The 24,617-nt window shown below is 38.4% G+C and carries 40 protein-coding genes and 1 tRNA gene; 33 read left to right on the top strand and 8 right to left on the bottom strand.

Going from position 1 to position 24,617, the window contains the following annotated elements; all coding sequences use genetic code 11:
* Positions 1–339 precede the first annotated feature (339 nt).
* The 4 genes from REC12_RS15390 (at position 340) to REC12_RS15380 (ending at position 2,287) form a co-directional block, all read left to right on the top strand.
* Complete coding sequence (locus REC12_RS15390) at positions 340–1,344, top strand: hypothetical protein (RefSeq protein ID WP_308895970.1); 1,005 nt, start codon at positions 340–342, stop codon at positions 1,342–1,344.
* A 165-nt stretch (positions 1,345–1,509) separates the two neighbouring features.
* Complete coding sequence (locus REC12_RS15385; protein ID WP_308895968.1) at positions 1,510–1,659, top strand: hypothetical protein; 150 nt, start codon at positions 1,510–1,512, stop codon at positions 1,657–1,659.
* 136 nt (positions 1,660–1,795) lie between these two features.
* Complete coding sequence (locus REC12_RS26515) at positions 1,796–1,930, top strand: glucosaminidase domain-containing protein (protein ID WP_374214214.1); 135 nt, start codon at positions 1,796–1,798, stop codon at positions 1,928–1,930.
* Positions 1,931–2,110: 180 nt separating this feature from the next.
* On the top strand, positions 2,111–2,287 hold the full coding sequence (locus REC12_RS15380) for a hypothetical protein (protein ID WP_308895966.1): 177 nt from the start codon (positions 2,111–2,113) through the stop codon (positions 2,285–2,287).
* A 106-nt stretch (positions 2,288–2,393) separates the two neighbouring features.
* On the opposite strand, the gene REC12_RS15375 is transcribed toward REC12_RS15380, so the two are convergent.
* Together REC12_RS15375 and REC12_RS15370 are read right to left on the bottom strand one after the other, a co-directional pair.
* Positions 2,394–2,579, bottom strand: a complete 186-nt coding sequence (locus tag REC12_RS15375; protein WP_308895964.1) for a hypothetical protein — start codon at positions 2,577–2,579, stop codon at positions 2,394–2,396.
* A 200-nt stretch (positions 2,580–2,779) separates the two neighbouring features.
* Entirely contained in the window at positions 2,780–3,742 is a 963-nt protein-coding gene (locus tag REC12_RS15370; protein WP_308895962.1) for a polysaccharide deacetylase family protein, read from the bottom strand.
* 267 nt (positions 3,743–4,009) lie between these two features.
* Here REC12_RS15370 and REC12_RS15365 point away from each other — a divergent pair, with 267 nt between their 5' ends.
* The 7 genes from REC12_RS15365 (at position 4,010) to REC12_RS15340 (ending at position 7,797) form a co-directional block, all read left to right on the top strand.
* Positions 4,010–4,336: a hypothetical protein gene (locus REC12_RS15365; RefSeq protein ID WP_308895960.1), complete on the top strand. Its 327-nt coding sequence runs from the start codon at positions 4,010–4,012 to the stop codon at positions 4,334–4,336.
* 19 nt (positions 4,337–4,355) lie between these two features.
* Positions 4,356–4,730, top strand: a complete 375-nt coding sequence (locus REC12_RS26510; protein WP_374214215.1) for a DUF1643 domain-containing protein — start codon at positions 4,356–4,358, stop codon at positions 4,728–4,730.
* Position 4,731: 1 nt separating this feature from the next.
* Positions 4,732–4,947, top strand: coding sequence for a hypothetical protein (locus tag REC12_RS15360; protein WP_308895959.1), 216 nt, complete (start codon positions 4,732–4,734; stop codon positions 4,945–4,947).
* A gap of 185 nt (positions 4,948–5,132) precedes the next feature.
* Positions 5,133–5,465 carry a hypothetical protein gene (locus REC12_RS15355; protein ID WP_308895958.1) on the top strand — a complete coding sequence of 111 codons (333 nt, stop codon included), beginning with the start codon at positions 5,133–5,135 and terminating at the stop codon, positions 5,463–5,465.
* A gap of 52 nt (positions 5,466–5,517) precedes the next feature.
* Positions 5,518–5,955, top strand: coding sequence for a phage holin family protein (locus tag REC12_RS15350; protein ID WP_308895956.1), 438 nt, complete (start codon positions 5,518–5,520; stop codon positions 5,953–5,955).
* Between the two features lie 10 nt (positions 5,956–5,965).
* Positions 5,966–7,066, top strand: a complete 1,101-nt coding sequence (locus tag REC12_RS15345) for a DUF1906 domain-containing protein (RefSeq protein WP_308895954.1) — start codon at positions 5,966–5,968, stop codon at positions 7,064–7,066.
* Positions 7,067–7,407: 341 nt separating this feature from the next.
* Complete coding sequence (locus REC12_RS15340) at positions 7,408–7,797, top strand: phage holin, LLH family (protein ID WP_308895952.1); 390 nt, start codon at positions 7,408–7,410, stop codon at positions 7,795–7,797.
* Between the two features lie 50 nt (positions 7,798–7,847).
* Here REC12_RS15340 and REC12_RS15335 read toward each other — a convergent pair whose 3' ends face one another.
* From REC12_RS15335 to REC12_RS15325, 3 genes are all read right to left on the bottom strand, one after another.
* Positions 7,848–8,378 (bottom strand): OB-fold protein, encoded by a 531-nt coding sequence (locus REC12_RS15335; RefSeq protein ID WP_308895950.1) that lies wholly within the window; start codon positions 8,376–8,378, stop codon positions 7,848–7,850.
* Between the two features lie 365 nt (positions 8,379–8,743).
* Positions 8,744–8,968 carry a hypothetical protein gene (locus tag REC12_RS15330; protein WP_308895948.1) on the bottom strand — a complete coding sequence of 75 codons (225 nt, stop codon included), beginning with the start codon at positions 8,966–8,968 and terminating at the stop codon, positions 8,744–8,746.
* Positions 8,969–9,546: 578 nt separating this feature from the next.
* The gene (locus REC12_RS15325) at positions 9,547–10,899 is read right to left on the bottom strand and encodes a tyrosine-type recombinase/integrase (RefSeq protein ID WP_308895946.1); all 1,353 of its coding nucleotides are present in this window, start codon (positions 10,897–10,899) and stop codon (positions 9,547–9,549) included.
* 113 nt (positions 10,900–11,012) lie between these two features.
* On the opposite strand from REC12_RS15325, the gene REC12_RS15320 reads away from it, so the two are divergent.
* Positions 11,013–11,795 carry a nuclease-related domain-containing protein gene (locus tag REC12_RS15320; RefSeq protein WP_308895944.1) on the top strand — a complete coding sequence of 261 codons (783 nt, stop codon included), beginning with the start codon at positions 11,013–11,015 and terminating at the stop codon, positions 11,793–11,795.
* 41 nt (positions 11,796–11,836) lie between these two features.
* Here REC12_RS15320 and REC12_RS15315 read toward each other — a convergent pair whose 3' ends face one another.
* Both REC12_RS15315 and REC12_RS15310 read right to left on the bottom strand, forming a co-directional pair.
* Positions 11,837–12,052, bottom strand: coding sequence for a hypothetical protein (locus tag REC12_RS15315; protein ID WP_308895942.1), 216 nt, complete (start codon positions 12,050–12,052; stop codon positions 11,837–11,839).
* Positions 12,053–12,059: 7 nt separating this feature from the next.
* Positions 12,060–12,422 carry a helix-turn-helix domain-containing protein gene (locus REC12_RS15310; protein ID WP_308895941.1) on the bottom strand — a complete coding sequence of 121 codons (363 nt, stop codon included), beginning with the start codon at positions 12,420–12,422 and terminating at the stop codon, positions 12,060–12,062.
* 151 nt (positions 12,423–12,573) lie between these two features.
* On the opposite strand from REC12_RS15310, the gene REC12_RS15305 reads away from it, so the two are divergent.
* From REC12_RS15305 to REC12_RS15210, 20 genes are all read left to right on the top strand, one after another.
* Complete coding sequence (locus REC12_RS15305) at positions 12,574–12,801, top strand: helix-turn-helix domain-containing protein (protein WP_308895940.1); 228 nt, start codon at positions 12,574–12,576, stop codon at positions 12,799–12,801.
* Between the two features lie 42 nt (positions 12,802–12,843).
* Positions 12,844–13,038, top strand: a complete 195-nt coding sequence (locus REC12_RS15300) for an excisionase family DNA-binding protein (RefSeq protein WP_308895938.1) — start codon at positions 12,844–12,846, stop codon at positions 13,036–13,038.
* Entirely contained in the window at positions 13,031–13,282 is a 252-nt protein-coding gene (locus REC12_RS15295; RefSeq protein ID WP_308895936.1) for a hypothetical protein, read from the top strand. The genes REC12_RS15300 and REC12_RS15295 overlap by 8 nt, the downstream gene beginning before the upstream one ends.
* A 20-nt stretch (positions 13,283–13,302) precedes the next feature.
* Positions 13,303–13,515, top strand: coding sequence for a hypothetical protein (locus REC12_RS15290; RefSeq protein WP_308895933.1), 213 nt, complete (start codon positions 13,303–13,305; stop codon positions 13,513–13,515).
* Between the two features lie 69 nt (positions 13,516–13,584).
* On the top strand, positions 13,585–13,773 hold the full coding sequence (locus REC12_RS15285; RefSeq protein WP_308895931.1) for a hypothetical protein: 189 nt from the start codon (positions 13,585–13,587) through the stop codon (positions 13,771–13,773).
* A gap of 40 nt (positions 13,774–13,813) precedes the next feature.
* Complete coding sequence (locus REC12_RS15280) at positions 13,814–14,047, top strand: hypothetical protein (RefSeq protein WP_308895928.1); 234 nt, start codon at positions 13,814–13,816, stop codon at positions 14,045–14,047.
* 649 nt (positions 14,048–14,696) lie between these two features.
* Positions 14,697–15,824, top strand: a complete 1,128-nt coding sequence (locus tag REC12_RS15275) for a replication initiation factor domain-containing protein (RefSeq protein ID WP_308895927.1) — start codon at positions 14,697–14,699, stop codon at positions 15,822–15,824.
* A 146-nt stretch (positions 15,825–15,970) separates the two neighbouring features.
* Positions 15,971–16,219, top strand: coding sequence for a hypothetical protein (locus REC12_RS15270; RefSeq protein WP_308895925.1), 249 nt, complete (start codon positions 15,971–15,973; stop codon positions 16,217–16,219).
* Positions 16,220–16,675: 456 nt separating this feature from the next.
* Positions 16,676–16,825, top strand: a complete 150-nt coding sequence (locus REC12_RS15265) for a hypothetical protein (RefSeq protein ID WP_308895924.1) — start codon at positions 16,676–16,678, stop codon at positions 16,823–16,825.
* A 5-nt stretch (positions 16,826–16,830) separates the two neighbouring features.
* Entirely contained in the window at positions 16,831–17,016 is a 186-nt protein-coding gene (locus REC12_RS15260; RefSeq protein WP_308895923.1) for a hypothetical protein, read from the top strand.
* A gap of 53 nt (positions 17,017–17,069) precedes the next feature.
* Positions 17,070–17,246 carry a hypothetical protein gene (locus REC12_RS15255; protein ID WP_308895921.1) on the top strand — a complete coding sequence of 59 codons (177 nt, stop codon included), beginning with the start codon at positions 17,070–17,072 and terminating at the stop codon, positions 17,244–17,246.
* A gap of 64 nt (positions 17,247–17,310) precedes the next feature.
* Positions 17,311–17,937 (top strand): hypothetical protein, encoded by a 627-nt coding sequence (locus REC12_RS15250; RefSeq protein ID WP_308895919.1) that lies wholly within the window; start codon positions 17,311–17,313, stop codon positions 17,935–17,937.
* A 36-nt stretch (positions 17,938–17,973) separates the two neighbouring features.
* Positions 17,974–18,435: a hypothetical protein gene (locus REC12_RS15245; protein WP_308895917.1), complete on the top strand. Its 462-nt coding sequence runs from the start codon at positions 17,974–17,976 to the stop codon at positions 18,433–18,435.
* Between the two features lie 12 nt (positions 18,436–18,447).
* Complete coding sequence (locus tag REC12_RS15240) at positions 18,448–20,808, top strand: fibronectin type III domain-containing protein (protein WP_308895915.1); 2,361 nt, start codon at positions 18,448–18,450, stop codon at positions 20,806–20,808.
* Position 20,809: 1 nt separating this feature from the next.
* Entirely contained in the window at positions 20,810–20,941 is a 132-nt protein-coding gene (locus REC12_RS15235; protein ID WP_308895913.1) for a hypothetical protein, read from the top strand.
* Positions 20,942–20,955: 14 nt separating this feature from the next.
* Positions 20,956–21,498 carry a phage tail family protein gene (locus tag REC12_RS15230; RefSeq protein ID WP_308895911.1) on the top strand — a complete coding sequence of 181 codons (543 nt, stop codon included), beginning with the start codon at positions 20,956–20,958 and terminating at the stop codon, positions 21,496–21,498.
* A gap of 13 nt (positions 21,499–21,511) precedes the next feature.
* Complete coding sequence (locus tag REC12_RS15225) at positions 21,512–21,775, top strand: hypothetical protein (protein WP_308895909.1); 264 nt, start codon at positions 21,512–21,514, stop codon at positions 21,773–21,775.
* Positions 21,776–21,917: 142 nt separating this feature from the next.
* Positions 21,918–22,271, top strand: coding sequence for a hypothetical protein (locus REC12_RS15220; RefSeq protein ID WP_308895907.1), 354 nt, complete (start codon positions 21,918–21,920; stop codon positions 22,269–22,271).
* Between the two features lie 60 nt (positions 22,272–22,331).
* Positions 22,332–22,673, top strand: a complete 342-nt coding sequence (locus REC12_RS15215; protein ID WP_308895905.1) for a hypothetical protein — start codon at positions 22,332–22,334, stop codon at positions 22,671–22,673.
* Positions 22,673–23,245, top strand: coding sequence for a zonular occludens toxin domain-containing protein (locus REC12_RS15210; protein WP_308895903.1), 573 nt, complete (start codon positions 22,673–22,675; stop codon positions 23,243–23,245). The genes REC12_RS15215 and REC12_RS15210 overlap by 1 nt, the downstream gene beginning before the upstream one ends.
* A 295-nt stretch (positions 23,246–23,540) precedes the next feature.
* On the opposite strand, the gene REC12_RS15205 is transcribed toward REC12_RS15210, so the two are convergent.
* Positions 23,541–23,614, bottom strand: a tRNA-Trp gene (locus tag REC12_RS15205).
* A gap of 171 nt (positions 23,615–23,785) precedes the next feature.
* Between REC12_RS15205 and REC12_RS15200 the strand changes: the two genes are divergently transcribed.
* Entirely contained in the window at positions 23,786–24,616 is an 831-nt protein-coding gene (locus REC12_RS15200; RefSeq protein ID WP_308895902.1) for a PHP domain-containing protein, read from the top strand.
* Position 24,617: the final 1 nt, after the last annotated feature.

Below are 24,617 nucleotides of genomic sequence, written 5' to 3'. Positions count from 1 at the left end.
TTTACAATGTCTTTTACAAAACGGTTCCTGAAATCAGAAAAAATGTTAAAGCCTTTCTCAAATCCATAAGCACGAGACCAGAAGCCGTTATTCAAAGGCTATGTTGTAAGTTGTAGTGAAGAATTAATTCAACTTATATAGTTTCCAGAGGATATAAGTTATTGTTTAGAATAAGCTTCCTCTATTTCTCCTCAAAATGAGGGGACTTTTTTGTATGGAGTGCTTTTCTGTGAATAGACTTATGTGGAATTGTCTTGAGTACACGCACCAAACGAACTGAATGTGGAATATCCTGGAGTGTATTCTAGATAAGGCCGTAACGCTCAAGTGGTTAATGCTTTGCAACAAATGACTCAGATAGCTCAGCAATCCATGGTTAACGCTCCCAATCAGAACCAATTAGGAGCATTGTATGTTATAGCAACAAAGACAGGAAATCAAGCATTTATTAATCAGTTCCCGAACATTATGACTGCTGTAAATAATGGCATTCAAAATCCTGGATGGGGAGCTTATGGGCAAGCGGCTATGTATCAAGCCATAGCGCCTGGAGCTAATTATTGGCACGCTCAACTACTCTCATCTCAAGGGGCTTTTGGAACAGGGGATAACGGTAAAACTAATTTACAGAACATGCTTACTTATGCCTATAAAAACTTTGGTGGAAACACAGATCAAGGTGCGGTAATGTTAGGGCAATGGGCCGGCATTATTCCATCCCAGGCTAAACAATTATTTGGACAATACTTTGATAAAAATGGCAATTTTAATATAGCTAAATTTACCGGAGATCAAGGTAAACTTCAAAAAGAACTCACGAACTCAAACTATTCCTCCCTTGACAAATCAAATAATAATTACATTGCTCCCGGACAAACGGCACAAGGTTTTACTTCTAATCTTACCGGGATAGGCGGATGGTTGTACGATGCTACCCTTGGGAATCCTATGACCCAACCGCTGCTGCGATTATCGGTGGCGGAGTGGGCTGGAGTATCCTTAGGAAAACAGGATCACGATTTTCTAAGCACAATTGGTTCATCAACTGGAAGAGCGGTATCTTCTAGTATCGACTTCCTGTCTAGAATGGAATCAACACTAGGGAAATTCGGAGGCCCACTTTTATCCACTCTTGCATCTTTACCCCAAGGAATTAGCGACATTAGGCAAGGCCAAGCAGGAAAAGGAATCGGTGAGGTTGCCGGTACTGGTCTAGGTACATGGGGAGGCGTAGAGGCTGGAGCGGTAGGAGGGGCGGCACTTGGTTCAATCATTCCTGGTCTAGGAACTGCTGTTGGTGGAGTTATTGGCGGTATTTTGGGAGGAATGGTGGAAATAAATTAGGAGGTTTAGCTGGGCCTGCTATTCAGGGTACGTCTGATCCCCGCCAAGGCATAACAAAGGAACAATTTGACCCAAGTAAAGCTGCCGAAGAAACAGCAGCTATCATCGTTGCATTACGTCCATATTTAGGCCAGATTAATCAAGCACTTGGAGAAAGTAGCAGCGGTGGAGCTAAAAATACAAAAGTTTCGCTCATCCCACTTTCAAGTTCTTCCGGTACGCCGGCTGGATCACAACCTATCGGCGGCGGAGATTGGCTTTCTAACCTTGCGGGTGGTCCCAATAACGCCCTTGGAGAATGGCTGGCAAAGGTAACGGGCAATCCTTATACAGGTGCTGTTGGTTCAAGTCCAACTTCCACGATACCAGCGCCTGCTAATGCAAAACAATTTGTTATTCAAATGCTTTCTTATGCACAAACCGTTAGCAAACAAACGGGGCCTGTTAACTTTTGCTTGCACAATGGGGAGATGAATCGGGTTGGGGAACTTCTCAACTTGCAACAAAATTCAATAACTTTGGCGGTATAAAAGTACCAGGGACCAATACCTATGAGAGTTATTCTTCCCCAAGTGCCTGGGCATAAGGTGACGCAGACTTTTACACTCAGAATTCTAACTACAAAAGGTTATTATCCGATGCAAAAAGTGGGGCTTCAGTAAATCAACTTGCAGCCGATTTACAGGCCAGTGGGTATGCCGAAGATCAAAACTATGGGCAAAAAATTATAAACAACTTGCCCGGGGTGAATTCAGCATTATCAAGTATGAAAAGCTCCGAAGGAGTAATTTCAGGAAGTGGTTCGTCACGAGCTATTGTTGGATCGGCAATTAAGATTCAAGGACCACAAAAAATTACGGTTCGGATTGTTGACCCTTATAAAAACCCGATAGGAAGCAGGTTAATTCCCTTGACTACCACGGCGACCATGAATGGGCAGTAACGTGTTGTTATTACTTTCTGCATTCCCATTGCTACCGTAGTTGCTATAAAATAAATTAAGTAAGAAAACCTAGTCATTTGCCAAATAAACCACATAACAATAGCAATTAATATATCATAGCCAATTTTTTTAATCGTTTTTCTCTGTTTACGGTTTTCCCCATTAACCCAACATATCCACATTCAAGGCAGGTATTGTGCTCATGTGTCTTATATTTTCTAAGTTCCTCTAGTATTTCAGGTTCTATACGTGAAGTTGTTGTAATAGGATTACCATCCTTGTCCAAAATCATCTCTTTTACCTCTCATTTTTTCTTTAATTTCATTTCTGTAAAAAATATCCATTTCCTTTCGTGTAATTTCGAAAAGGTCCAAATATAAAATCCTCCAGCCTCTTAAAAAAGCTGAAGGATTCTTTGTTTTTATATTAACTCCTTTAAAAAATGCATGAGGGTTTCAACATATATTGACATTACTATGGCCTTAATTTAGATTATTGACCTAATTTCTTTGCTTCTTCTAACAAGTTATTAATCTTACCGTTTCCAAATCCAGTTAAAGCTTCTATCTCTTGTCTAGTGTTGTTTACATCTTCACGTACCTTTTCATGCGAACTATTTATTTGTGAAACTAAAGAGAAATTTAAATGGTTATACTTTAATGAGTCTAAGTGATTCCTGTAAGTTACTTTTATAGATGTAACTTGATTGGTTATGCTTTGAAAATTCATAAGTATTTGATTTGTGTTTTCGAATGATGACAAGTAATCATTCGATGAAATTGCCCCAAGATCATTCGAAATAGGAGAAATAAATTGATTTACCTCTTCCGCGGCGGCCGAAAAATCACTATACAGAGTATCAGCCTTGTTAATGTAAGACATAGCAACTGTGGAAGTGGCAGGATAATCAAATTTCGCGGCTGAATTTGTAGGCTGCTTCAATGATTCATAGGCATTCTCAAATTGCGTTTCTGAGGTATTAAACTTCATCATATCGTTATTTAAGTTCTTAACCAGATTATTTACGTCAGAAACATTATTTAAAATGGTAATTTGTTTCTGAGCCTGAGCATAATTGGGATCGGATGGAATAACTTTTTTCAAATCATTTATAGCATCTTTAAAAGAATTAGGAGTCAATTCTAGCTGTGCTGAATCGAATGCGGCTTTAGATTTTTTGAGTTCAGCATCGAGTGCAACCTTTGCTGAGGCAATAGCTTTTTGCTTCTCCTGAAAGTTTAAATAATATTTTGTTCCTACTACTCCAACAATAATAACTAGAATAAGACAAGAAATTAGAATTAAAACTTTGCGTTTTGAAAAATTATTAACCTTTACATCTAAATTGGCTAAGCGAACATTTTGGTTCAAATCGGTATCTAGGGCAGCCGCCGCCTCATCAACATGATTATTGCTGACATTTTTAGATGATACTTGTTCAGAAAACTCATCCACTCTAAATCACTCCTTCCATATCCTTTCACAAATCATCCTAAGTACGATTATACTTCTATAGTACGGGATATTATGGAGAAAGATGTCGATTAAAATAATGTCTATGAGTCGGACGATTAGACTTTGCCATATTTACAAGCACGAATTCAACAATCTACATAATAAAAGCGTCGGTGCCGGCTGACACTGAATAGACGAATCCTTTCGCCGGTGAATGGCAGGAGGAATTATTTGTGTTGGATAGAATTTATACAAGGGGGTGGACAAATGGAGTTTAAGGATTTAAACGAAAATTTTTCATTAGAATTAATTAAAAATAATCAGAATGCTGTTGTTGATCTTAGTGAGTTTGGTTTAAATGAACTAATGCCGGACGGTATTTTTAGTGATATCCCTGTAATCAGAACACTTGCGGCCGTATGTAAGGCAGGGCTAAATATTCGTGATAGACACCTAGCAAAAAAGATTATCGCCTTTATAAATGACTATCGAATGAAAACAATTGCTACTGAGGAATTTAATAAGTTTAAAAACGAAATGGAAGATCCTAAGTTTAAAGCAAAGGTTACTGAAAGATTAGTCATCATATGCTAAAGTACAAGATGCAAAGAAAATACGGATTATCAATAATATCTTTGCTCGCTATCGATTAAAAGTAAGTATTAATAAGAATGCCACTAATACAATACTTTATATTTTAATGAATCCTAGCAAAGCAGATAGGAAGCAATGCGATGAGACAGTAAAAAAAATCTTAGAATTTACCCATGTGCAATCTTCAACTTCAAACAATGTCATTCAAAATGTGAAAACAGTTGTAATCGTTAATTTATATCCCTTTTATGAGACTAAACCTGAGCGTCTTCAAAAAGTTATTAATGAAGTTAAGAAAAATTCAAAGAATGAGTATCAAAAGTTGATTAAAAAGAATATGAAGGTAATTAAGAAAAATATTAAGGAAGCTGAATATTGTTTTAGGTTGGGGTGAATTGCCTAAAAAGGTTAGTGCATGGGAACATCGCGATATAACATCGGAAATATTGCAAGCTATAGAAGACTCAGATAAAAAGAGCATATTTGTATTTGATTTTGAAAATGGAGAAAGTATAACTATAAGCTTAAATCCATGTTACCCAGCCTACAATAGAAAAATAATTGGTTTAAATAGTTGTAAAATAGTTTCCGTAAATATGGTTAAGCTTTAATCCTAAGTAATCTTATTGAATATCTTTATTACGTATAAGACGTATTATGCGCAATAAACGCTCTTAGCTAAGCAGGGGCTATTGATTATATAGGATATTTTCTTTAAGGCAAGATGTTAATGTTCGACAACTATTGCATGAATTTGGTGTTATAGTTAACTTTGAAGGAGCCTAGGAGGGACGTTATGAAAAAACTACTATTCACCAAATCAAAGATATTACTTACGACAATTATAATTGGAACTTTGTTTGTTGCCGTACCAACACCTGCATTAGCTTCAACGGGTGATATCTGGAAAGGATCAACAGATATCGGAACCGTTACACAATTACTATTAAAGCCTGACATTTACCTTGATATGTTAGAGCATATGAGCAATTATTGTTACGAAGTAAATGGTAAGGGCTACGATATTGCACAAGCGAATGATATCTTTGTGAAACATCCGGAGGCCAGCATAAGTGAAGTGCAGAGTATGATTGAATCCCAATTAAATTTTTTCCTTAACATAAGGTAGTCATTGTGAGTAATGGTATATGATCAAAAACGCCTCTCGGGGCGTTTTTATTATGCGCAAAAAGGAAGGATGTGAAAGCGTGATGAATATCAAAGAAATTAGTTTTAGTGCAGCCATTGCCGCACTAGGGACAATTGCAAGCGCATGGCTGGGAGGGTGGGATGCTGCGCTGAATGTGTTAATAGTCTTAATGGTTATTGATTATGCAACCGGGTTCTTGGGCGCAATGAAAAACCACAGGGTAGATAGTGAAGTGATGTTTTGGGGTGGAATCAGGAAAGGAATCATTCTTGTCGTGCTAGCTGTAGCTGTTTTGCTTGATAAGATGGTTGGTAATCTACAGCCTATTTTTAGGACTCTCACTATTTATTTTTATGTTTCAAGAGAAGGTATATCTGTGACCGAAAACCTAGGAATCCTTGGTGTGCCATTGCCTCCAGGGATAACTAATTTACTGACACAACTCCAAGAGAAAGGAGAAGGAAAATGAATGGTATTGATTGCGCAACCAGGTTAACCCCGGCAAGCATACAGGCCCTAAAAGCGCCGGGGTAAAGGCAGTTGGCAGGTACCTGGGCGGCAACTATGGCCTAACCGTTGCCGAGGTCAAAGCTATCCATGATGCGGGGCTGCTGCTATGGCTCATTTTAGAGCTGTCGCCAACGAAGGCAAGTTATTTTAACTATCTAAGAGGAGTATCTGATGCGCAATACGCTCTTGCTGAAGCCCAGGCGCTCGGTGCTCCTAAAGGTGTATGCATTTACTTTACAGTCGATTGTGACGCGCAGCCGGGGGACATGACGGCTATTCAAGAGTATTTCCGGGGCATCCATACCGTATTGACCGGCAAATACCTTGTGGGGGCGTATGGCTCCTATGCCGTCATGCTGGCCCTGCAAAAGGCAGATTACCCACCCGACAGATACTTTCAAACTTATGCCTGGTCAGGAGGCCAAACAGCACCAAACCATATTTATCAGTATCAAAATGATACCAGCTTGGCCGGGATCGCGGTGGATCGGGATTATGTCAATGAAGACGCTGGATTATGGAAGGGGAGTGTCGATGTGTTAGAAGTTGCAGTTTTGCTTTACACCAAAGAAGATTATTGGGCGGGTACAGACGTTTCCGTCAAAAACGGGAATTGCGCCTTATTCATCCGGCCGGACGATCATTCCGTACCTAAGGATGCCATGAGTGCCGAGAAATTAATTGTTGTGGGGGGGCAACGACCAATCATCCCAATGAAGTGCTGTTATCAGGAAATACGAAGTACGATACAGCTGCGGCGGTCGCGAAGTATTTGGGATAGGGAGAGTTTACATGTTAAAATTATTAATGATCCAATCCCATTTGTTATTAAAGCTTTTGAGGAACTGTTTCCAGGATTGGAAGCTAATATTCAGATAGCCTCAGATATAGAAGGAGCAGGATGCACAACGATTCCTGAGGATGAGAGTACCCCTTTAGTTGATATCTCCATGAATATTCCGATTAGTGCTATGCCTGAAATTCTTGTCCATGAACTAGCCCATGTAGCCAAGCCGAATGATGAACATGGCGAGGAATGGAAAGAGACATTTCACTTGATATTTAATTGAGCTCAAGAATTATATGATCAAAATCATGAGACTTTTTTAGGCGGTTAAATTCGCAAGCGCTTGCCAATTTGGTTGACAAATTTGCTTAAAAGTGTGAATTTAGTTGATTCCGGTATGATGTCAATCAAATATATTCGAGTTATTTAATCAAGTGAAGCAACCTTTCCTCGCTCCCGGCAGAGCAAGGATTAAATAAGAGCAATTTGCAAATAACGCAAGTTGCTCTTTCTATTCCGAAATACCATTTCGTTAGTCTCAACGATATGGTCAAGGGGAACAGAAGCACAGCGTTGACGGAAGGGGTTAGACGCTCATTATTATTTTACAGGAGGTTTTATGTTATGGATGTACAACAAATAATTTCTAGCGGTCTTTCAGACATTGCAATGGCACTTATGAGCGCTCTCATTGCGCTGACCGGAGTCTATCTCCGGAAGCACTTTACAGCTAAACAGCTTGCTACGGCCTCAAGTATTGCTCAGGATGCCGTAAACTTCGCGGTACAAGCTGCCAAGAAGCATGGCATTACCGCCGATTTGGGTAAATACAACGCTGCACTTGGTAAGGCCAAAGAGCTGGCTGCTAAAGCTGGAATTAAAATGACGGACTCTGAGTGGGAGGGTCTAATCGAGAGTGAGTACAAAAAAGCCAAAGATGAATTAGCGCAATTAGTTGGGACCGCCACGCCGTATACGCAAGATGAAATCACAGCTATGATTCGTAAACGGTAAATAGTGCGTCATAGAGTAAACAAAAACCGGGCTTTTTGCGTTTGTAGGGTTTACTTAATGCTTTCAACCTTTAAACTATACCCTAAGATTTCTCCAACATCAGATATAGTTCCAATCACAGTCACTTTTTGGTCTTTCGTAAATTTTGCCACCGTCGCTTTTTGTTCTTCCGTAATGTAACACTGCACACCTATAATAGCAAATTCATCATTCATAGGAGTAATATCAAAATACTCACCGTTACTGTCAATATTGGATAATTTACCAGTTACCTCAACATACTTTCCTTTATAATTATTGCTGGCGTTTAATGCGTTACTTTTTAAGTCTTCCATAAGTTTATCTGCTGTTATAACCATCGGAGCTGGTTTGGCTTGTTCTGGTGCTGAAGTGGGGGACGTTGACGAACTCTGAGCCGTATTTGATTGATTAACTGGCGCGGTTGTAGGTGTTGAAGGAGTATTATTATTTTTCCCGTTTTTAACCATGCCCCAAATAGTCAATATAACGCATAGATATACAATTGAAGCAACAACTTTCTTCCATGTCTTACCCGATCTGAAACCTGGAATTTTACTCATTTTAATTTCCTCCCTAAATTTTTATCTATAAAATCCTTTGTCAAGACTTTCAACGCTTTATGAATATTTCCTTCTTTCCGACATTCTTATTGGCTCTGCGACAAATATGTAAATAAATAGAATTAACCCTGGCAATAAGCCCGGGAGGGGATAAAGTAACTTCTGAGTGAAAACTATTAAGCATAAAAAAGGTATCCTCAATTAGAGGATACCCTATAAACCTAAATGATTGATTGCTGCTTTCGACGGTTTCTCAGTTCTTTTACTTCATATGGATTCGTGGGGCCATTTCCTTATTGTCCTTGTTTATATTTTCCATATACTCCCTTACTAGGGCTTTGGAAAAAAGCATCTTACTTCCCATTCTATATAGTTGGAAATCCAGGCTTATTGGCAAGCGCATAGAGCTTATTAGTCCCAAGTGGTAGCCATCCTTTTAATTCTTCAATAGTTAGATAATCTGGAAGATCTTCATATCTAAGTGTTTTATCATTGCATCTGTTTTGTAAACTATCGATTGTCTCTCGGAGTCCGTTAGATAAAATTTTGACTTCATTTAAAAGTTCTTGGGCTGTTTTTAATTCTTCCATGATCTTGGAGTAAATTATATCTTTATTTATCAATTTATATAGTTATAAGATCTGGAGAAATTTCGCTTTTCATTGTATAGTAGTCCTCCCTTTTATAGTGGGGTCAATATATTTTAATCCTAAAAGGATATTTAAAGTATTGACATCAGAGAAGGACCAAATTCAATTCTAATAGAAAAAGGGCTCGTGCAGCGCAGCTATTGGATGTCATACGAAAGGATCAAGCTGGAAAATAAGGGTGTGTCAGGGGCTATCTTTTGCGAAACATAACGTATTTTATTGTAGCTTCATGTATCTTTAGTCCCCAAATAGTCCCCAAAAGCCAAATTATACAGCCAATGCATAAAACAAAAACACCGCAAATCCTTGCGGTGTCTCACTTTTTACTTGGCAGGGGATGCAAGAGTCGAACTCGCACTGACGGTTTTGGAGATAATTCATTAGTCTTTTTTTGACTTGGGTTATCTCTTTTAATGCTTGGTGTGACTGGGTTTTTAAATTTAAGTACTAAGTATGAAAAAGTTTGTTTGGGACTGTTTTTAAATCGCATGTTCCACTTTTGTTCCACCTTTAGCTTTTTAGCCAGGGATAGCCTCTGATCTCTTTTCTTTCTTCTTTATGAGGGATTCTATGATTTCGGCACCGGCGAAATGCTCTTTTTCAATAGCGTGTCCGTACCTTCTCCATATCATTTCTGCATTAACATGGCCTACCATTCGTGCGATTTCAAGCGGGTTTGCTCCTGCGGCGATAAGTAAGCTGATACAGGTGTGCCGTAAGCAATATAGAGTTTTTATGGGTAAGTCCGTCGTTTTTATCCATTTGCTCCACCAGTCACCGGCCCAGGTTGCCGCAAGTTGCTTTCCTTTCCAATCGGTAAACAAAGCTTTACTATCTATCCATTTATCGCCTGCTTTATCTTTATCGCTTTCTTGTTCTCTTTTTAGTTGATGTAGTAGGAAGATGGTGCTGGCTGATACCCTTACCTTTCGTCTGCTGTGTTTATTTTTTAAATGTTGTTTTTCAAAAGATCCTTCTCCAGGGACGTATTGCCAAACCTTATTAAAGTCTATGAGTCGTTTTTTAAAATCTATATCTGGCCATTTGAGTCCATGGACTTCCTCTGGCCTTGCGCCAACCTCTAGGGCTATTTGGGTAAAGACTCTTCGTTTAAGGGGTTCTTGTTCCATCAGTTCGCGTATTCTTGCGGCATCTTCAGCTGTATAAGAGTCCGGCTTTTTTTCGTCTAGGTCGTTGGGTGCTTCAAGTGGTCTAACATGTTGACATGGATTTGATGTTAGTTTTCCACGGGCAACGCCATATTCTAGAATATAGTAAAGGCATCTATGATAATGCCATTGTGTTTGGTTGCTCAGAGTTTCTTTTGATTCGGTTTTCTGTTTGTTTCCTTTCTTCTTCTTTTGTACGGATAACCAGGTGTAAAATTCTTCTACGCGATCTATATCTATGTTTTCTACCCAGTCATTTTTAAAAAATTCATCTATCCTTTCGAGTATTTGTTTGTATCTCCATAGCGTCTTGGGCTGTCGTTTACCTTTTCGAGCAGTGCCAGCTTTGTATTTAAGCCATCGTGCTGAGTGGTTAGTGAACGGTTCTTTGTTGACTTCGATTGGTTCAACATAGTTTGGTTCATTAATTTTGTCTTCTCTTTTTTTAGCTTCTGTATCGGCTAATTCGGCAGCTTTTTTTTCGAATCGTTCCAGGAGGATTTTTTCGGTTTTTGTCGCGATGTCTTTTTTTCTATTCTTCGCGGCTTTAGCGATAGCTCCGGCCTTTTCGGGTATTGGGTCGATGGCATAGGATTCCTTTTTTTGGTTTCGGCTATTATCGGGGTTTTTTGGACCATCATAGTAAAGTCTGAATTTAGCTTGGCCTTTCGCTCCGATGCCTTTATATTCTGCGTGGGCCATCTGTTTCAACTCCTTAATATTTTTAATGTGTGTTGTTGTATGGGAATTTCTATTATTGATTAAAGGCTTTGTGTATAATGTATTTGATAATTTGTTGTCAGAGGAGTGAGGTTATGGTTTTTGATTTTATAGAGAGATTATTGGTAGCATTTTTTGGGGGAGAGTTGTCTAATAAAGGGTCTGGTAGTCATGGGTCTGTTGGAAAGTCTTATGATAAGTCTTCTAGAAAAGGTGAATTAGGGGAGTATAAAATAGATTTATCTTTGGGTAGGCTTTCGGGTGATTATAGGGTGTTTAATGATGTTTTTATTCGTAATCATGAGCGATTTGCGCAAATTGATCATGTAGTTGTATCTTCGTTTGGTATTTTTGTAATTGAGGTTAAAAATTATATGGGTGTAATTATTGGGGATGAAAGGTCAAAATATTGGTATCAGAATTTTGGTGGTAATTCAAAATCTTTTTATAGTCCTATTAAGCAGAATTTTGTCCATATATTGGCGCTTAAACGTCTTCTAAAGGGTTTTTCTAAAATACCGTATTTTTCAATAGTTACTTTTAGTAGGCGTTGTGATTTAAAGGTTGTGTCTGCTGATGTTATTTGGGATACGGATATTGAGCATGTAATTCTTAGAAAGAGTAAAGATAGGGTTTTGAATAGTGTTGATATGGAGAGGATTTGTCAAATAATTGATAGTGTAAATATTCGTGATGTTTCTGTTCGTCAAAAGCATATTGAAATGATTAGGAATAAAAATGAACAATATCGGAATAGTAGGTATTTTTGTGCAAATTGTGGTAAGGGGGTGACTGAGAATGTGGCTAATTTTTGCCTAGAAAATAATGGGCGTTTTAAAGGTCGTATTTATTGTTTTGATCATCAGCAAAAATTTTAGTTTAATTGTAATTTATTGTAATGGGTTTGTACTTAGGATTTTTAGTAATTTTTTGATCGTTTTTCAATGTTTGCTACATTTTCGATACTTTCAAAATCGTTGTTTTCTATGTGTTTTAGTTCATGTATATATGTTTTTATTATAGTATTTTGGCTTAGTTTGTTGTTTAGATAAACATTGTAATTTCCTTCTCCGTCCGTTACTGTCATACCTTTAACGGTAATTGGGAGATCAATTAATCTCACATATGTTTCCATGAAAATCTTACTCCTGTGTATCTTCTTTTAAGGCTTCTATAATTTTAATAGCTTTTTCTATATCTTTTTTGGTTGCGTTTTTTGAGATTTTGAATAATGTTTTCATTTCGGGTCGTTTATGAAGTGTTTCGAGGTACTCTGTTATTTCGTCTTGTTGTTGTGTGTTGTCAGTTGTTTTTTCATCTGTTTTTCCTAAAATATAGTCAATGGATACGTTGTGATATTTTGATAATTTTTGAAGCATTTCTATGTTTGGTTCAGTACGGTTTTGTTCGTATAGTGCGTATCTTGCTCTTTTGATACCGAGTCTAAGTGCGACTTCGTCTTGTGTTCTGTCTCCTCTTAATTCCTTTAGCCTTTTACCAATCATTGGTAATCACTCCTTGTATTGTTATTATAGATTAAAAAACTATCGCTTGCAATATGTTTTGATAGGAAAAATGTAATTTTCCCTTGACGATAGTTAATATATCGGTTATAATTATATTTGATAGGAAAACTATCTTATGGGGGTGGTAAAATTGAGAAGGGATGAGTTGGTTAATGTTCGTAAGGCGTTGGGAAGGACGCAGAAGTTAGTAGCAATTGAATTGGGTATATCTGAAGTTTATTTAAGGAAGATTGAGGCGGGGGAGTGTTCTCCAGGTCGTGATTTAATGTATCGTATTGAATGTTATTATTCTGTGGATATGCGGAAGTTGTTTTCTGATATTTTTTTAACATCAAATGATAGAAAAACTATCGCTTAAAAATTATTTGGATAGAAATAAATTCATTGGAAGGTGAAAAGTGTGCTTCAGAAAGTGACTCTTAGTTCAAGAGAGGCTGCGGAATATCTAGGTATATCTTACTGGTTGTTACTGGAAATGGTTAAGCGTAATGAGATTAGTCCAATTCGCTGTGGTTCGAGATATCTTTTTAGGCAGGTTGGTCTTGATGCATGGATGGCGCGTCAGGAAGAAGAGAGGGTGATTGAAAATGGCTAATAGTGAAAACGTTAATCAAGTTGATTTGAAAGGTATCAATTTAAAGGAAATGACTAAAGATCAGTTAGTATTCATGTTGTCTGGCGTTATTTCTGAGCTTGATTTAATTGATCGTTTTATTGAGGACTCTGAACAATGTTATAAGGATTCCAAGATGTCTTTTTATGCTGATCGTGCTAGTGGTCTTAAGGCGGCTCGTCAATATGTTTCGAATGTTCTTCTTGATACTTTGAGTACATTTTGATTGGGGGTTAAAGGATTTTTATGGATTTTAATTCATTTTCAAAATCGGAGTTAGTAGGCATTTTGAACGAAATTTATGATAGTGCTAGTTTTATGGATGAACGTTCAAAAGAATATATGGAAAAATATAATCTTCGTGATGATATTTGTGATTATGTTAAATCTTTAACTTATGATTCATGCGCTCATTGGATATTTGATAATTTAGTTATTCATCATCAACGAATTAAGTAAAAAACTAGTTAAATGTGTGTGATCAGGTTTTAGCAGATTTCAATTTTTGATACTGGGGTGTTTTATTAAATGAAGAAAATTAAGTCATTAAAAAAGTGGGGAATATATGAACTTAATGAAAAAGAAAGGCTTGAGTATGGTTTTAATTTCGCGGTTATACATCCTAATAATATGGGTAGTGGTTTATTAAGTCCTCGGGACTCTGATATTGAGATAGATACTTTGGAGGGTTCTATTGATTGGGTTAATAATTATTAGTTCTGTAAAATTTAGTATTTTCTGTAAGGAGAGTGGTTATATGGTGTCTTATTTTAAGTTGTTTTGTTTGCAGGTTTGGGATGGAGAGGAGTACTTGAATTTTGAAATATGCCGTACTATGGCAAAGGCGTTTCAGTTGGCTGTTGAAGAATTGCCTGGTCAGAAATATCGGGTATTAGGGTTAACGTCGGAGGGTTGGATTGAAGTGGTCATTTCTGGTAGTTTGCTTCATGTCAGTAAAGATTTCCGAATGTTGTCTTTAGTGGGTTTTTGATTTTTCGATTGACATTTAGTGGCGTAGGGGGTGGGGGTTTGAAATTTTCTCAATCTTGGAGCCTTTCGGGTTGGTGTCCCGAGTGCCGTCAATTTTGTTGTCTTTTTGCCGATGTTAATCTTCGTCATGTTGTGGGTAGAAAGGATTATTATGATCTGATGCTTGCGACTGACCGTCCTGTCTCTAAGTGTGTAAAGTGCGGCGCGTTTCATGATCGGTTTGATATTCGTCCTTCTTGATAATTGCTTTAAATTTGGGGTTTGTCAACAGCGAAAAAACTTCCGAAGGTAATTTTTTTCGCTGATTGACAAACTCTCTTGCCCAAAAAACTGAGAGACGGGAAAGTCTCTTTGACCAGCGGAGCCGTTCCCCATAGCAAGGAGAGACTTTTCCTGGCCTCGCCGAGTGCAGGGGGATTATTAAGGGGGACAGAGTCCCTCTTAAGTACATTCCCGCATTCACGCCTAGTCTTCTCCAAAAACAATCCCAGGTAATACATGCATAAGAACCCGGAGGAGCGCGACCGCAGGGAGCGAGTGCGCAGCACCGAGGGCGAAGGCCCGAGTCCGTAGCGGTGACTCCCAAGCGCCAAAAATCCGTAACTAAGTCCTTGAATTTTATGATCAGGAAAAACGGGAGGTAGAAATCCATGCAAAAGCAAATCTCTCTTGAAATAAATCAGAATCAAGAACTCGTGCCCCCGTCAAGTAACACGGGGGCACAATCTACAGGGCAACGAATTTTGATAGATTGGTTGGCCTTTACCGTTCCTTCCTGGGTAGACATTTTTGATGTTCTTGGTATTCCAGGTAGGGAATGGGTTCCAATTGATACTAAGGCTTTAGGTTATGATCGAATGTTTATGCATGGACAAATGAAGGTTTATCAGTCGGATAGGGAAGATATGGGGAGCCATTGTGAGCTTAGCGGCCATGCCTGCCGTGAATACGAATTTTTCTTTGACGGCCAATGGCGTGAGCTTATAAAGCGTGTCAGGAATAGTAACGGTCAATTTTCCAGAATAGATTTAGCCATTGACGATTTTGACGGTCTTTTTACCTTGGAGCAAGTGGAACAAAAGGTTAAAAATAGCGAATTAATTTCTTATTTTCGTAAAGGTCGTATTTTGGAAGAATTTAATCTCTCGGATAAGGATAATCTTGGCAAAACTATTTATTTTGGTTCTCCTCAGTCAAGAATCCGTATTCGGATGTATGACAAAGCTATAGAGCAGCTTCTTAAATATCAGTCTTCCCTTGAAAGTGAAGCTATTCAGCAGGAATCCAGGTCCAAAGTTTCTCAAACACAGCGAACGATAAATAAGCAACTTCGTGAAGAAGGGTATCGCCGGGAGCGTTTGGAACATTCTCAAATTTGGAATCGTACTGAAATTCAAAGTCGTGATGAAAGGGCTGATTCTATTTCCGATTATATCCTTGCTGATTTGCCATTAGGTCAAGTTGTCTTTGGTGTGCTTAAAAATTACCTTAATTTTGTTGAGCCATCGTTAACAGATTCGAATAAGTCCCGTTGGGAAATTTCTTCTTTCTGGTTAGTCTTCTTGGGCAGTGTTGAAGCTTTAAAACTTACGACGGAAAAGGTGCAAACTTCTCTTAAGAAAATAAAGAATTGGGTAATTAAGCAGGTTGCCCCTAGCCTTGCTTTACTTAGCTTGGATAAGAATTTAAATGTTAATTTAGAGGAGCTTGTGGAGATTATCTTATTTGCTCGGAATCGTCTTAAAAAGCGCCATTATGCATTACTTCAGGCTTCTTGATGCCTTGAGAAAAGCCTTACATACGAAATGAATATCTTGAAATATGAATTATTATTCGACAAAATTCTACACTTAGGGTAAATCAACTTTTTTGTTATCATTTCAATTGTAGATCAAACAAATAATGTGAAAATGGAGGTTTTAAAATGTTTCTTGTTGAGGCCGATTGTACGTTTTTAGGAAAGAGTACCTATCCACGGGCTAATAATCAAATTGGTACGCAAATTCATCTTTTGAGTGGAATGGAAACTGTGAAAGTTGCTTGTGAGCCTGTTTTATTCGAGAGTACTCCCGCTGAAGGGGCAAAGTGCCATGTGAAGCTTGACTTTATGGCTACTAAGAAAGGTAATTTTCTTAAGGCTATAGAGATTAAAGCGATTCCTCCGAAGCTTTAATTTTATGGAGCCGGTTACTGTTGTCCATCAGTGGACGTTAGATTCTGGTACTAATTATGGTTTAACTGTTTATGCATCCGCTGATTTTGGCGAAATGCTTACATCGTTTTTGCTGTTAGTATTAATTGCTTTGGTTTTAGTGCGTATTGTTCAGAACGCTTTACGTTAGGAGTGAGTAGATTGTGGATTCAATTACCATTGCAGCCTTTATTTAAGAGTTATGTAGTTGTTTTGTATCCCTTTCTACTCTTTCTCATTTTGTCAAGTCTTCCCTTGCCTTTATATTGGTTTACGGGGCGGTGGAGGCGTTGGTAGGGGATATCTATTTAACTGGTACATGGTGGGCTTTCGTTGAATGGTTTTTCTCTATGCCGCATTTATCCTCTATTTTATTTGCAATTATAGGCACTTGTTTAACGTTTTTAGGCCTTATCATTTTATTGAGGAGGATGTGATTTGAGTTTCAATGTTGATATGGGTTCTATCCTTCAGTATGCCTATAATTTTTTTGCCAGTGCTTTACCGTTAGTTTGGCCTTTTGTCGGTGTTACTTTGGCCGTCGTTACTATTGCGGGTTTAATGTATGTCTTTGCTAAGAGGGGGTGAGCCTCATGGATTGGTCTGGATTAAATATTCCTTTTTCGATCACTGACATCATTAATGGTTCGACAAAATTATTCATGAGCTTTGCTCCTCTTATTTGGCTTTTTCTTGGCATATGTCTTGCGTTGTTTGCCCTTCAAGGTCTTTTCTTTATTTTTGTAAAACATGAGAGTTTTTTCCCTTGGGAACGTTAGTTATTAAGGGTTTTAACCTTAATATATAATTTTTGGGGAAAGGGGGTTTTTGTTTGCCTACTGGAGTTTTTTCCGGGTTGACCTTATCTTTAGGTATTAGTATGTCGGATATTTTCAGTGGTATCGGTATTTTTCTTTCTCAGTTTTGGCCTCTAATCGCTTTGGGTATCTCAATTCCTGTTGCTTTCGCAATAGGCGGTCGCTTGATGCGTCTTGGAAAACGTGCCTAATATTTCTTTCGGCTAGGGTGAGGCGGTTTTCGTCTTGCCCTTTTATTTTTGAGGGGGTTTGGGTATGAGGTCCAGGTTTTTAGTCTTTTGGGTTTTGATTGTTTTTTTATTCAATCTTTTTATAATCAGGAATACTTATGCGGCAACGGTAATTGATGGCGGTGTTTCCACTGTTTATGTTCGTATGGATACATCTCAAACTTCTGTTACTTCAACTGTTTCTCTTGTTGCGGACACGAGTCATTCTGGTCAAGGGCATATAACTTCGGTTACTTTAACGGGTTATGTAGATGATGAAGGTTGTGCTACTTCTAAATATCCTATTACTCTTTGTGTCGGTAATCCTGATGGTGATCGTACCTATTCATCGTTTACGAATGTTGACGATACCTTTAATCTTTCTTCTCAGCCGTCTAGTTGTTGGATAGGCCTTATTCAACATGCTAGTTTCGGTGGTTATAGTTATTTGTATGTTTCCTCGTTCACTGCTATAAATGCTTCTGGTCAAGATTTTATTGTGAATTATTCTGCTCCTTCTTCTTATGTTCCTCCGTCTGATACGGGTGGGGGGGACACGGGTGGGGGGGACACGGGTGGGGGGGACACGGGTGGGGGAGACACGGGTGGGGGAGACACGGGTGGAGATGGTACTGGTGGAGATGGCACTACAACGCCTACCTGTGATCTTTGACAAGTCTTAGACGCTATTACGGCGATTGGGAGTCAGTTGACTCCTTGGGGTGCTCCTACTCTTCCGGCCTTTAATTCTGCTCCTGCTATCCCCTTAAATGCAGTTCCTGTCATACATTTTGAGTCTCCTTACTCTAATCCGGTTGTTAGTAATTCGTTGTCTGTTGTTAATGATAATGGTGGTCATAGTGTTACATTGTCTATTCCTTCTTACAGTGTCCCGATTACTGTTGCAAGCCCTAGTCCTTTGCCTTTGTCTCTTGACCCTGTTGCCGCTCTTCCTTCTAAGGATAGTCCTTTACCGCCTAATCAGGCTCTGAAGTCTTCTCCTTCTCTTAAGTCATCTAGTCCTCTTGCTTCTGCTCCTGTTGGTACTCAATCTGGTGTTTTGATCCGTCAGCCGCTGTTGTCGCAAAGCCCTTTGTTGGCTCAGTCACCTATGTCGGTTCAGGCGTGGAATGTTCAGGCTTGGCAGCGTGACCCTGTTTTATCAAATTAGTAAGGAGGACTTATGAAAAAAAGAATTTTAATTATTAGTTTATCTCTTGTTTTGTTACTTTCTAATGTTTTGCCGGCCTTTGCTTTGGCTGTTTTTCCTGCTGGCATATTGCGTGGCAAATTACCTGTTTCTTCGAATGGTTTTAATGATTCAACGCATCCTGCTAGTTATGTCACTGATGGCAGTGATAGTACTTTTGGTTGGTTGGAATATGGTTCTTCTCCTAACTCTGCTTATGCTAATTATGATTTAGGTGGAATTTATAATTTAACAAGTGTTGCTATTTCTACTAATTCAGTTTCGTCGTTGAGATATGATTTTTATGATTCTAGTAATAATCTTATTTCTTCAACAACTCCTGTTACTTATGTTGGTACTTTTAGTGTTGCTGTTAATAATGTTCGATATTTAAAAATTACTGATGTTACTTCAAATAAATCTAATCTTCTTCTTTATCAATTGGATTGTTATGGTAATCAGATATTACCTGTTCCTAATCAGCCTACTGGTTTATTAATAAATGGAGATGCAAATGGTACTCTTTCTTGGAATAGCAATCCTATTGGCGATAACGTTACGAGCTATAAGATTTATTTGAATGGTTCTTATTATGGTAGTTCTCAAACTAATTCTTTTTCTTATTCTGGTTTGTCAGTAGGTAATTTTTCTTTTGCTGTTTCTGCTGTTAATTTGAATGGTGAGTCAACGTGTTCAACTTCTGTTAATTTAACGTTGACTTTACCGTCTACGCCTACTGGCGTTAAAATTTCTGGTTCTGGTGGTTCCGGTGTTCTTACTTGGAATGCAAATAATCCTGTTGAAGGTGTTTCTTCTTATAGGGTTTTTATGGATGGAACTTTGGTTTCTACTGTCTCAGCTAATTCATATAGTTTTTCAGGCTTATCTATTGGTTCTCATTTGTTCTCTGTTTCCGCTATTAATTCTGTTGGCTCATCCACTCAATCATCGGCAGTTAGTTTTATTTATTTACCTTCTCCGGATAAAATTACGGGTCTTACTGTTGATGGTGTTGGTGCTAATTATGGTATTTTGACTTGGAATTCATTGCCCAGTGATGAACAAATTACTAAGTATAATGTTTATGATTCTTCTTCTATTATCGGTAACACTCCTTATAATTCATTTAGTTTTAATAACCTCACTTTGGGTGTACATTCTTTTCGGGTTTCTGGTGTTAATGCTGGGGGAGAAGGTCCTTTATCTGATGCTATAAATTATACTGTTTTAGCTGTTCCCAATGCTGTTAGTCTTACTTATGCCAATTTGTCATTTAGTTCATTAGATTTATCTTGGAATAGTTTGGGGACTGGTATAACATATTCTGTTTTGTTAAATAGCAACCCTGTTGCAAATTTAAATGATGTTATATCTTATCATTTATCTAATCTGGTATCTGGTCAATCTTATTCTATTTCTGTTGTTGCCTCTAATGTTGCTGGCTCTGGTTCTCCTTCAAATATTTTAAATATTGTTACTTTAATTGCAAAGCCTTCTCAAGTGACTGGTTTGGGCGTTATTTCATCATCTAATGGTTCTGTTTCATTGGCTTGGAATAAGAATTCTGCCTCTGATAATGTTACCTCTTATAGGATTTATAAGAATGGTGCTTTTTTGGGTACTTCTAATACTAATTCTTTTACTGTTTCCGGTTTGACTAATGGAACAAGTTATTCTTTTACTGTTTCTGCTGTTAATGCTGGAGGTGAGTCTGTTCAGTCGGCTTCTGTTTCTAGTACTCCTTCTGTTCAGAATACTACAACTCCTAATTTTCCTTCTGGTGCTGTTTCACTTGGTGTTAAGATGTCCGATATTTTTGACGGTATTGGGCTTTTTTTGCTTCAGTTTTGGCCTTTGATTGTTTTAGCTATTGCAGTTCCTTTAGCTTATAAGTTGGCCAAAAGGACTAAATTTCTTGGTAGATTTATTGCTAAAGATGATGAAGAAAAATCTAGTCGGATTAGAAAAGGTCATAAGAATAAAAGTTACTTTGGCAATAAGAAATTGCATGCTAGGTATAAAGGCGGTAAGTCGGTTTTACTTGCACGGCGGTCTATTCGTAAAATTAAAGGTGGCCGTAGGTTGACCAGGCGTTCTGTCAATTATGGTGTTAAAAAAGTTATTACTGTGAATTCCAAGAAAAAACAATGGCAGCGTAAGCATAAATTAAGCTATTTATCTAAGTCTCCCTATAAAAAACGTTCTTCTGGTTTTAAGAAGAATAATAGGTCATTTTCTAATAAGGTACGTTCTTCTGGCTATAAGGGTTATTTGCGTAAATCTAATTATTCCGGTGTTTCAATGAAAAAATATTCTAAGTCTAATAGAAGAGGCCGTTATAGGAAGGGGTGGTAATATGACTGATGCAATGAATTTTCTCCAGTTTTCCTTGAATGGTGTTCAGCCAGTTTTGCTTCTCGTCGTTGTTATTGGTATTGCCATTGGTATTAGTCATGGTATTTTGCAAACAATTAAAGTCATTCGTTAGGGGAGGGGGGATGAATGGGGGATTGGTTTTCCTCTGTCTTTGAAAGTCTTTTCAGCTTTTTATTTGGTTGGATTAAGTGGCTTGCAAATACTATTGTTAATGGTATCGGTGATTTTTTTACGGGTTTGATTAATTTTTTGCAGACTGCTTTTGCCGGGGTTGTCAATGCGTTAAAGTCTGCCTTTGAATGGTTGGGGAATTTATTACATGATCTTTTACAAGCTGTTTTAAATCTTCTCCAACCTTTGACTCAGTTTTTTTCGGGCCTTTGGTATTTTATAACTCAAGCTTTGGCTGTGATAGTTCTCGTGCTTAAGGTAATTCTTGGTTTGATTGGTGTACTTTTCAGTATAATTGGAGGATTTTTTAATACGGTTTTTAGTTTTTTGTCCTGGTCCGGTTCTTCAACGCCTGTTAATTCTGTGTTCAGTGGTGGCTTTAATCTTGTTATGAATGCTTTTTCTCAAATGGGTGGTGATGTTATTGCCGGAGTTTTGGCTGTTTTGATTTGGATTTTAGCTATCTATATTTTGTTTAAGGTGATCGGTAGTAATTGAGGAGGTTTTCCTATTGCATGATATAGCGGATACGGTGTTTGGTCCGGTGATTCAGGTATTAACCTTTGCTTATAATTACTTGTCTAATATTTCTATGGTTGCTTCAAGGGGTCTTAATTTGGATTATTTCTTGGGTCCGTTTGCAAATATGGGGTCGGCATGGATAACTCTCATTAAGTCCTTTATTGGTGCCTTTGTGCTTGTGTCGGTGGTCGTTGGTATTAAGGCTATTTACAGTGCGTATTTGCAGCTTAAGCAGGGCGTTAAGTGGTGGTAACGTTCGGATTTTTACGCGCTGCTGGCTCCTGGCCGGCTCCGATCAGCGCGGCTGCTGTGTTAATTTTGAGTGGTTTTTAATTATAAATCCGAATGTTTTATGTTTTGTTTTATTAATCGTTCGTTAGAAAGGGGAGTTTAATTTGTTTCCATTTAAAAAAAATGAGGTTCAGGATTACGGTAATTTGATTATTGTTGTAGGCGGTCGATTAGAAATGATGCCGATAGAAAATGAATCAGAAGGACGGGTACAAGCTGGGGAATATTTGTTGCCTGTTACCGAAGGTAAAGAATATTTTTCTCGTTTTGGTGATCGTTACTTGGTTTATCATCTTGATTTACCGTCTTTGGTTGAGTCTCAAACGCTTTATAATATTCGTGAATCGGAGGTCTTGAAGGGCTTATTTGATGTTCCTCAGCCTAAGAAGTTCTTGGATATGCTTCCTTTGATTATTTGCGGCCTTATTGCTTTTTTTGCTATTGTTATTCACCATTGATTATTTCATGGTTTCTTGGTGGTTTTGGGAGATGCAAAATTTAATTTAGGGGGTTTTGTTGTGTTTGATGATGTTACGGAGTCTAAGGATTTACAAGAGCTTATTGGAAAAGAGTTGTTTAGTTCAGAGAACGTTGGCTCTGAGTTGGATAGTGTTATTTCGGTTCTTGAGCGTCATGGTTCTCCTTTGGATTTTCGGCAGGCAAGGGCATTGTCTTTGGCTCAATCTCTTTGCCCTGATTCTGATATCATTCGTTCAATTGGGTTGCAATTGGATGCGGCTCGTTATAAGTCAATTTCACCTGATTTGTTCCTTAAGGCTTTGGATGCTTATACCTTGGCTGATCGTGTAACAGGTCGTTTGCCTTTATCAAAGGCGTTTAATGCGGGTGGTGATAAATAATGTATCATTCGATTTTATTTGACGGTGATCTTGGTTCTGGCAAAACGCTTTCGGCAGTTGCTTTAGCAACTCATTGGTCTTCAGCTTCTGGCGTACCCTTGTTGTCTAATATGACTATTAAGGGGTCCAGAAAAATTGAAGAAAAAGAAGACTGGGCATTAATTGCCCAGTGTCGTGATAAAGGTTCCATTCTTTTGCTCGATGAAGCTCAGTCCCTTTTGGATTCGCGTACAAGTCAGACTAAAGGCCAGGTTAAATTTACTGAAGCCTTAGCTTATCTGCGTAAGATGCGGTGTCTTGTCATTTTTACGACGCCGTCTCTTGATCTTGTGGATGTCCGTGTTCGTCAGCGTTTAAGTTTGAGAATTTATGTAAGTAAGGTTAAAGATCGTATTATGTGGGATATATTTGACCCTTACACTGGTGTTTTTAAATGTTCTAAGCTTATTAAGCAGTCGACTATGTCTCAATTTTATGGCCTTTATGACACTTTCGAATTGATTCCGCCTATAGAACTTCCGACTGATTTGAATGATTTTCTGGCAAGGCCGCTCGGCGGCCTTGCGGGTTAGTTTTTTATTGAGGTCGGTTGTAATGGCTGTGTTTAATATGTAAGGTTTTAAAATTGATTTAGGGTGGAAATGGGGTGGATTTTAATAAGGGGAATATTGTAGATTTACGAGGTTGTTGGATTTCGGTGTTAAGGAAGTTGGTGTTTTAATGGTCTTTAAGGCGGGATGAGGTTAGGGTCTCTGGTGGAATTTAGCTTTGGGGTTTTGACGATTTTAAATCGCATGTTCCACTTTTGTTCCACTTTTGATTATTTTGGGCAAAAATAAAAAGGGCCTAAGCCCTTGATATAAGCGGTGGCAGGGGATGCAAGAGTCGAACTCGCACTGACGGTTTTGGAGACCGCTGTTCTACCATTAAACTAATCCCCTATGATTTTAGCGACGAAATGAATTATATCCTAAAACGGGAAATGTGTCAATAATAATATAATAATAATTATGAGACCGCTTAAAAAGAATAATAATAGTGGATAGCAGGATTTTTGAAGAAAAACCAGAATAGGCATAGTTAGGATAAGCCAATGGGAGGGAGGGGGCTGCTTGAGGATCGACTTACACGTTCATACTCAAGAATCTGACGGTTCACTTACTGTGGAAGAGGTTGTAAATCTCGCCCATTCTAATGCTATTAAAGTACTCGCCATTACGGATCATGAGAGTACTGAAGGAGTCTCCAGGGCGGAAGAATTGGCTAAGTGTCTGGATATGGAAATAATCCCCGGTGTTGAGCTGTTGACAAGTTTTCGGGGGCAGGAAGTTCATCTTCTAGGGTATTTTAAAGACGTCCGCAACCCTGATTTGCAGGCTCGTTTAAGTGAGATTCGCAAACAGCGTACATCCTTAGCCCACGACATGGTGTTCAGTCTTCAGAAAAATGGACTTGCTTTAGATTGGAAGGATGTTGAGCGTGAGGTGAATTCGGAAGGAGCTGTAAGCAAGGGGCATATTATGAGGGCTATATTTCATCGCTATGATACTCATAATCCGAAAATCCGGCAAGATATAGCAACTTACTTTCGTCCCGGTGGGATTGCTTATCTCCCGTACCTGGAACATAGATTTGAAGATGCTGTGGATTTGATTTTTGAGTCCGGCGGCTTTCCTGTAATAGCTCATCCGGGGTTATTGAGCGAACCCAATATGGTTTTTGATTTATTGGCTTATCGGCCTATTGGGCTTGAAGTCTATTACGGTTATTGGGAGCGGCAAACGAACCTGATTTCTTATTATGCAGAAGTTGCCGCTCAATTTGCTCTCTTAGCCACAGGTGGAAGTGACTACCACGGGCCGTTTGGAAAAGTCCAGATAGGTCAGATGAATGTTCCCGTTAAGGGAGTTCATAAATTGCGAACAATTCTTAATAAAGACTAGG

Origin of the sequence: Candidatus Desulfosporosinus nitrosoreducens (assembly GCF_030954495.1) — a bacterium.
In the GTDB taxonomy this organism is placed as follows: domain Bacteria; phylum Bacillota; class Desulfitobacteriia; order Desulfitobacteriales; family Desulfitobacteriaceae; genus Desulfosporosinus; species Desulfosporosinus nitrosoreducens.
Note: the sequence above shows the minus strand (reverse complement) of the source record. Positions and strands in the feature narration are given on the sequence as shown.

Coding starts and splice junctions, on each gene's coding strand:
- REC12_RS15380 (WP_308895966.1), top strand. CDS start 2,111: ATGAAAAGCTCCGAAGGAGTAATTTCAGGAAGTGGTTCGTCACGAGCT.
- REC12_RS15375 (WP_308895964.1), bottom strand. CDS start 2,579: ATGATTTTGGACAAGGATGGTAATCCTATTACAACAACTTCACGTATA.
- REC12_RS15365 (WP_308895960.1), top strand. CDS start 4,010: ATGGAGTTTAAGGATTTAAACGAAAATTTTTCATTAGAATTAATTAAA.
- REC12_RS15355 (WP_308895958.1), top strand. CDS start 5,133: ATGAAAAAACTACTATTCACCAAATCAAAGATATTACTTACGACAATT.
- REC12_RS15350 (WP_308895956.1), top strand. CDS start 5,518: ATGCGCAAAAAGGAAGGATGTGAAAGCGTGATGAATATCAAAGAAATT.
- REC12_RS15340 (WP_308895952.1), top strand. CDS start 7,408: ATGGATGTACAACAAATAATTTCTAGCGGTCTTTCAGACATTGCAATG.
- REC12_RS15335 (WP_308895950.1), bottom strand. CDS start 8,378: ATGAGTAAAATTCCAGGTTTCAGATCGGGTAAGACATGGAAGAAAGTT.
- REC12_RS15330 (WP_308895948.1), bottom strand. CDS start 8,968: ATGGAAGAATTAAAAACAGCCCAAGAACTTTTAAATGAAGTCAAAATT.
- REC12_RS15325 (WP_308895946.1), bottom strand. CDS start 10,899: ATGGCCCACGCAGAATATAAAGGCATCGGAGCGAAAGGCCAAGCTAAA.
- REC12_RS15320 (WP_308895944.1), top strand. CDS start 11,013: ATGGTTTTTGATTTTATAGAGAGATTATTGGTAGCATTTTTTGGGGGA.
- REC12_RS15315 (WP_308895942.1), bottom strand. CDS start 12,052: ATGGAAACATATGTGAGATTAATTGATCTCCCAATTACCGTTAAAGGT.
- REC12_RS15310 (WP_308895941.1), bottom strand. CDS start 12,422: ATGATTGGTAAAAGGCTAAAGGAATTAAGAGGAGACAGAACACAAGAC.
- REC12_RS15295 (WP_308895936.1), top strand. CDS start 13,031: ATGGCTAATAGTGAAAACGTTAATCAAGTTGATTTGAAAGGTATCAAT.
- REC12_RS15290 (WP_308895933.1), top strand. CDS start 13,303: ATGGATTTTAATTCATTTTCAAAATCGGAGTTAGTAGGCATTTTGAAC.
- REC12_RS15285 (WP_308895931.1), top strand. CDS start 13,585: ATGAAGAAAATTAAGTCATTAAAAAAGTGGGGAATATATGAACTTAAT.
- REC12_RS15280 (WP_308895928.1), top strand. CDS start 13,814: ATGGTGTCTTATTTTAAGTTGTTTTGTTTGCAGGTTTGGGATGGAGAG.
- REC12_RS15275 (WP_308895927.1), top strand. CDS start 14,697: ATGCAAAAGCAAATCTCTCTTGAAATAAATCAGAATCAAGAACTCGTG.
- REC12_RS15270 (WP_308895925.1), top strand. CDS start 15,971: ATGTTTCTTGTTGAGGCCGATTGTACGTTTTTAGGAAAGAGTACCTAT.
- REC12_RS15260 (WP_308895923.1), top strand. CDS start 16,831: ATGGATTGGTCTGGATTAAATATTCCTTTTTCGATCACTGACATCATT.
- REC12_RS15250 (WP_308895919.1), top strand. CDS start 17,311: ATGAGGTCCAGGTTTTTAGTCTTTTGGGTTTTGATTGTTTTTTTATTC.
- REC12_RS15240 (WP_308895915.1), top strand. CDS start 18,448: ATGAAAAAAAGAATTTTAATTATTAGTTTATCTCTTGTTTTGTTACTT.
- REC12_RS15235 (WP_308895913.1), top strand. CDS start 20,810: ATGACTGATGCAATGAATTTTCTCCAGTTTTCCTTGAATGGTGTTCAG.
- REC12_RS15230 (WP_308895911.1), top strand. CDS start 20,956: ATGGGGGATTGGTTTTCCTCTGTCTTTGAAAGTCTTTTCAGCTTTTTA.
- REC12_RS15210 (WP_308895903.1), top strand. CDS start 22,673: ATGTATCATTCGATTTTATTTGACGGTGATCTTGGTTCTGGCAAAACG.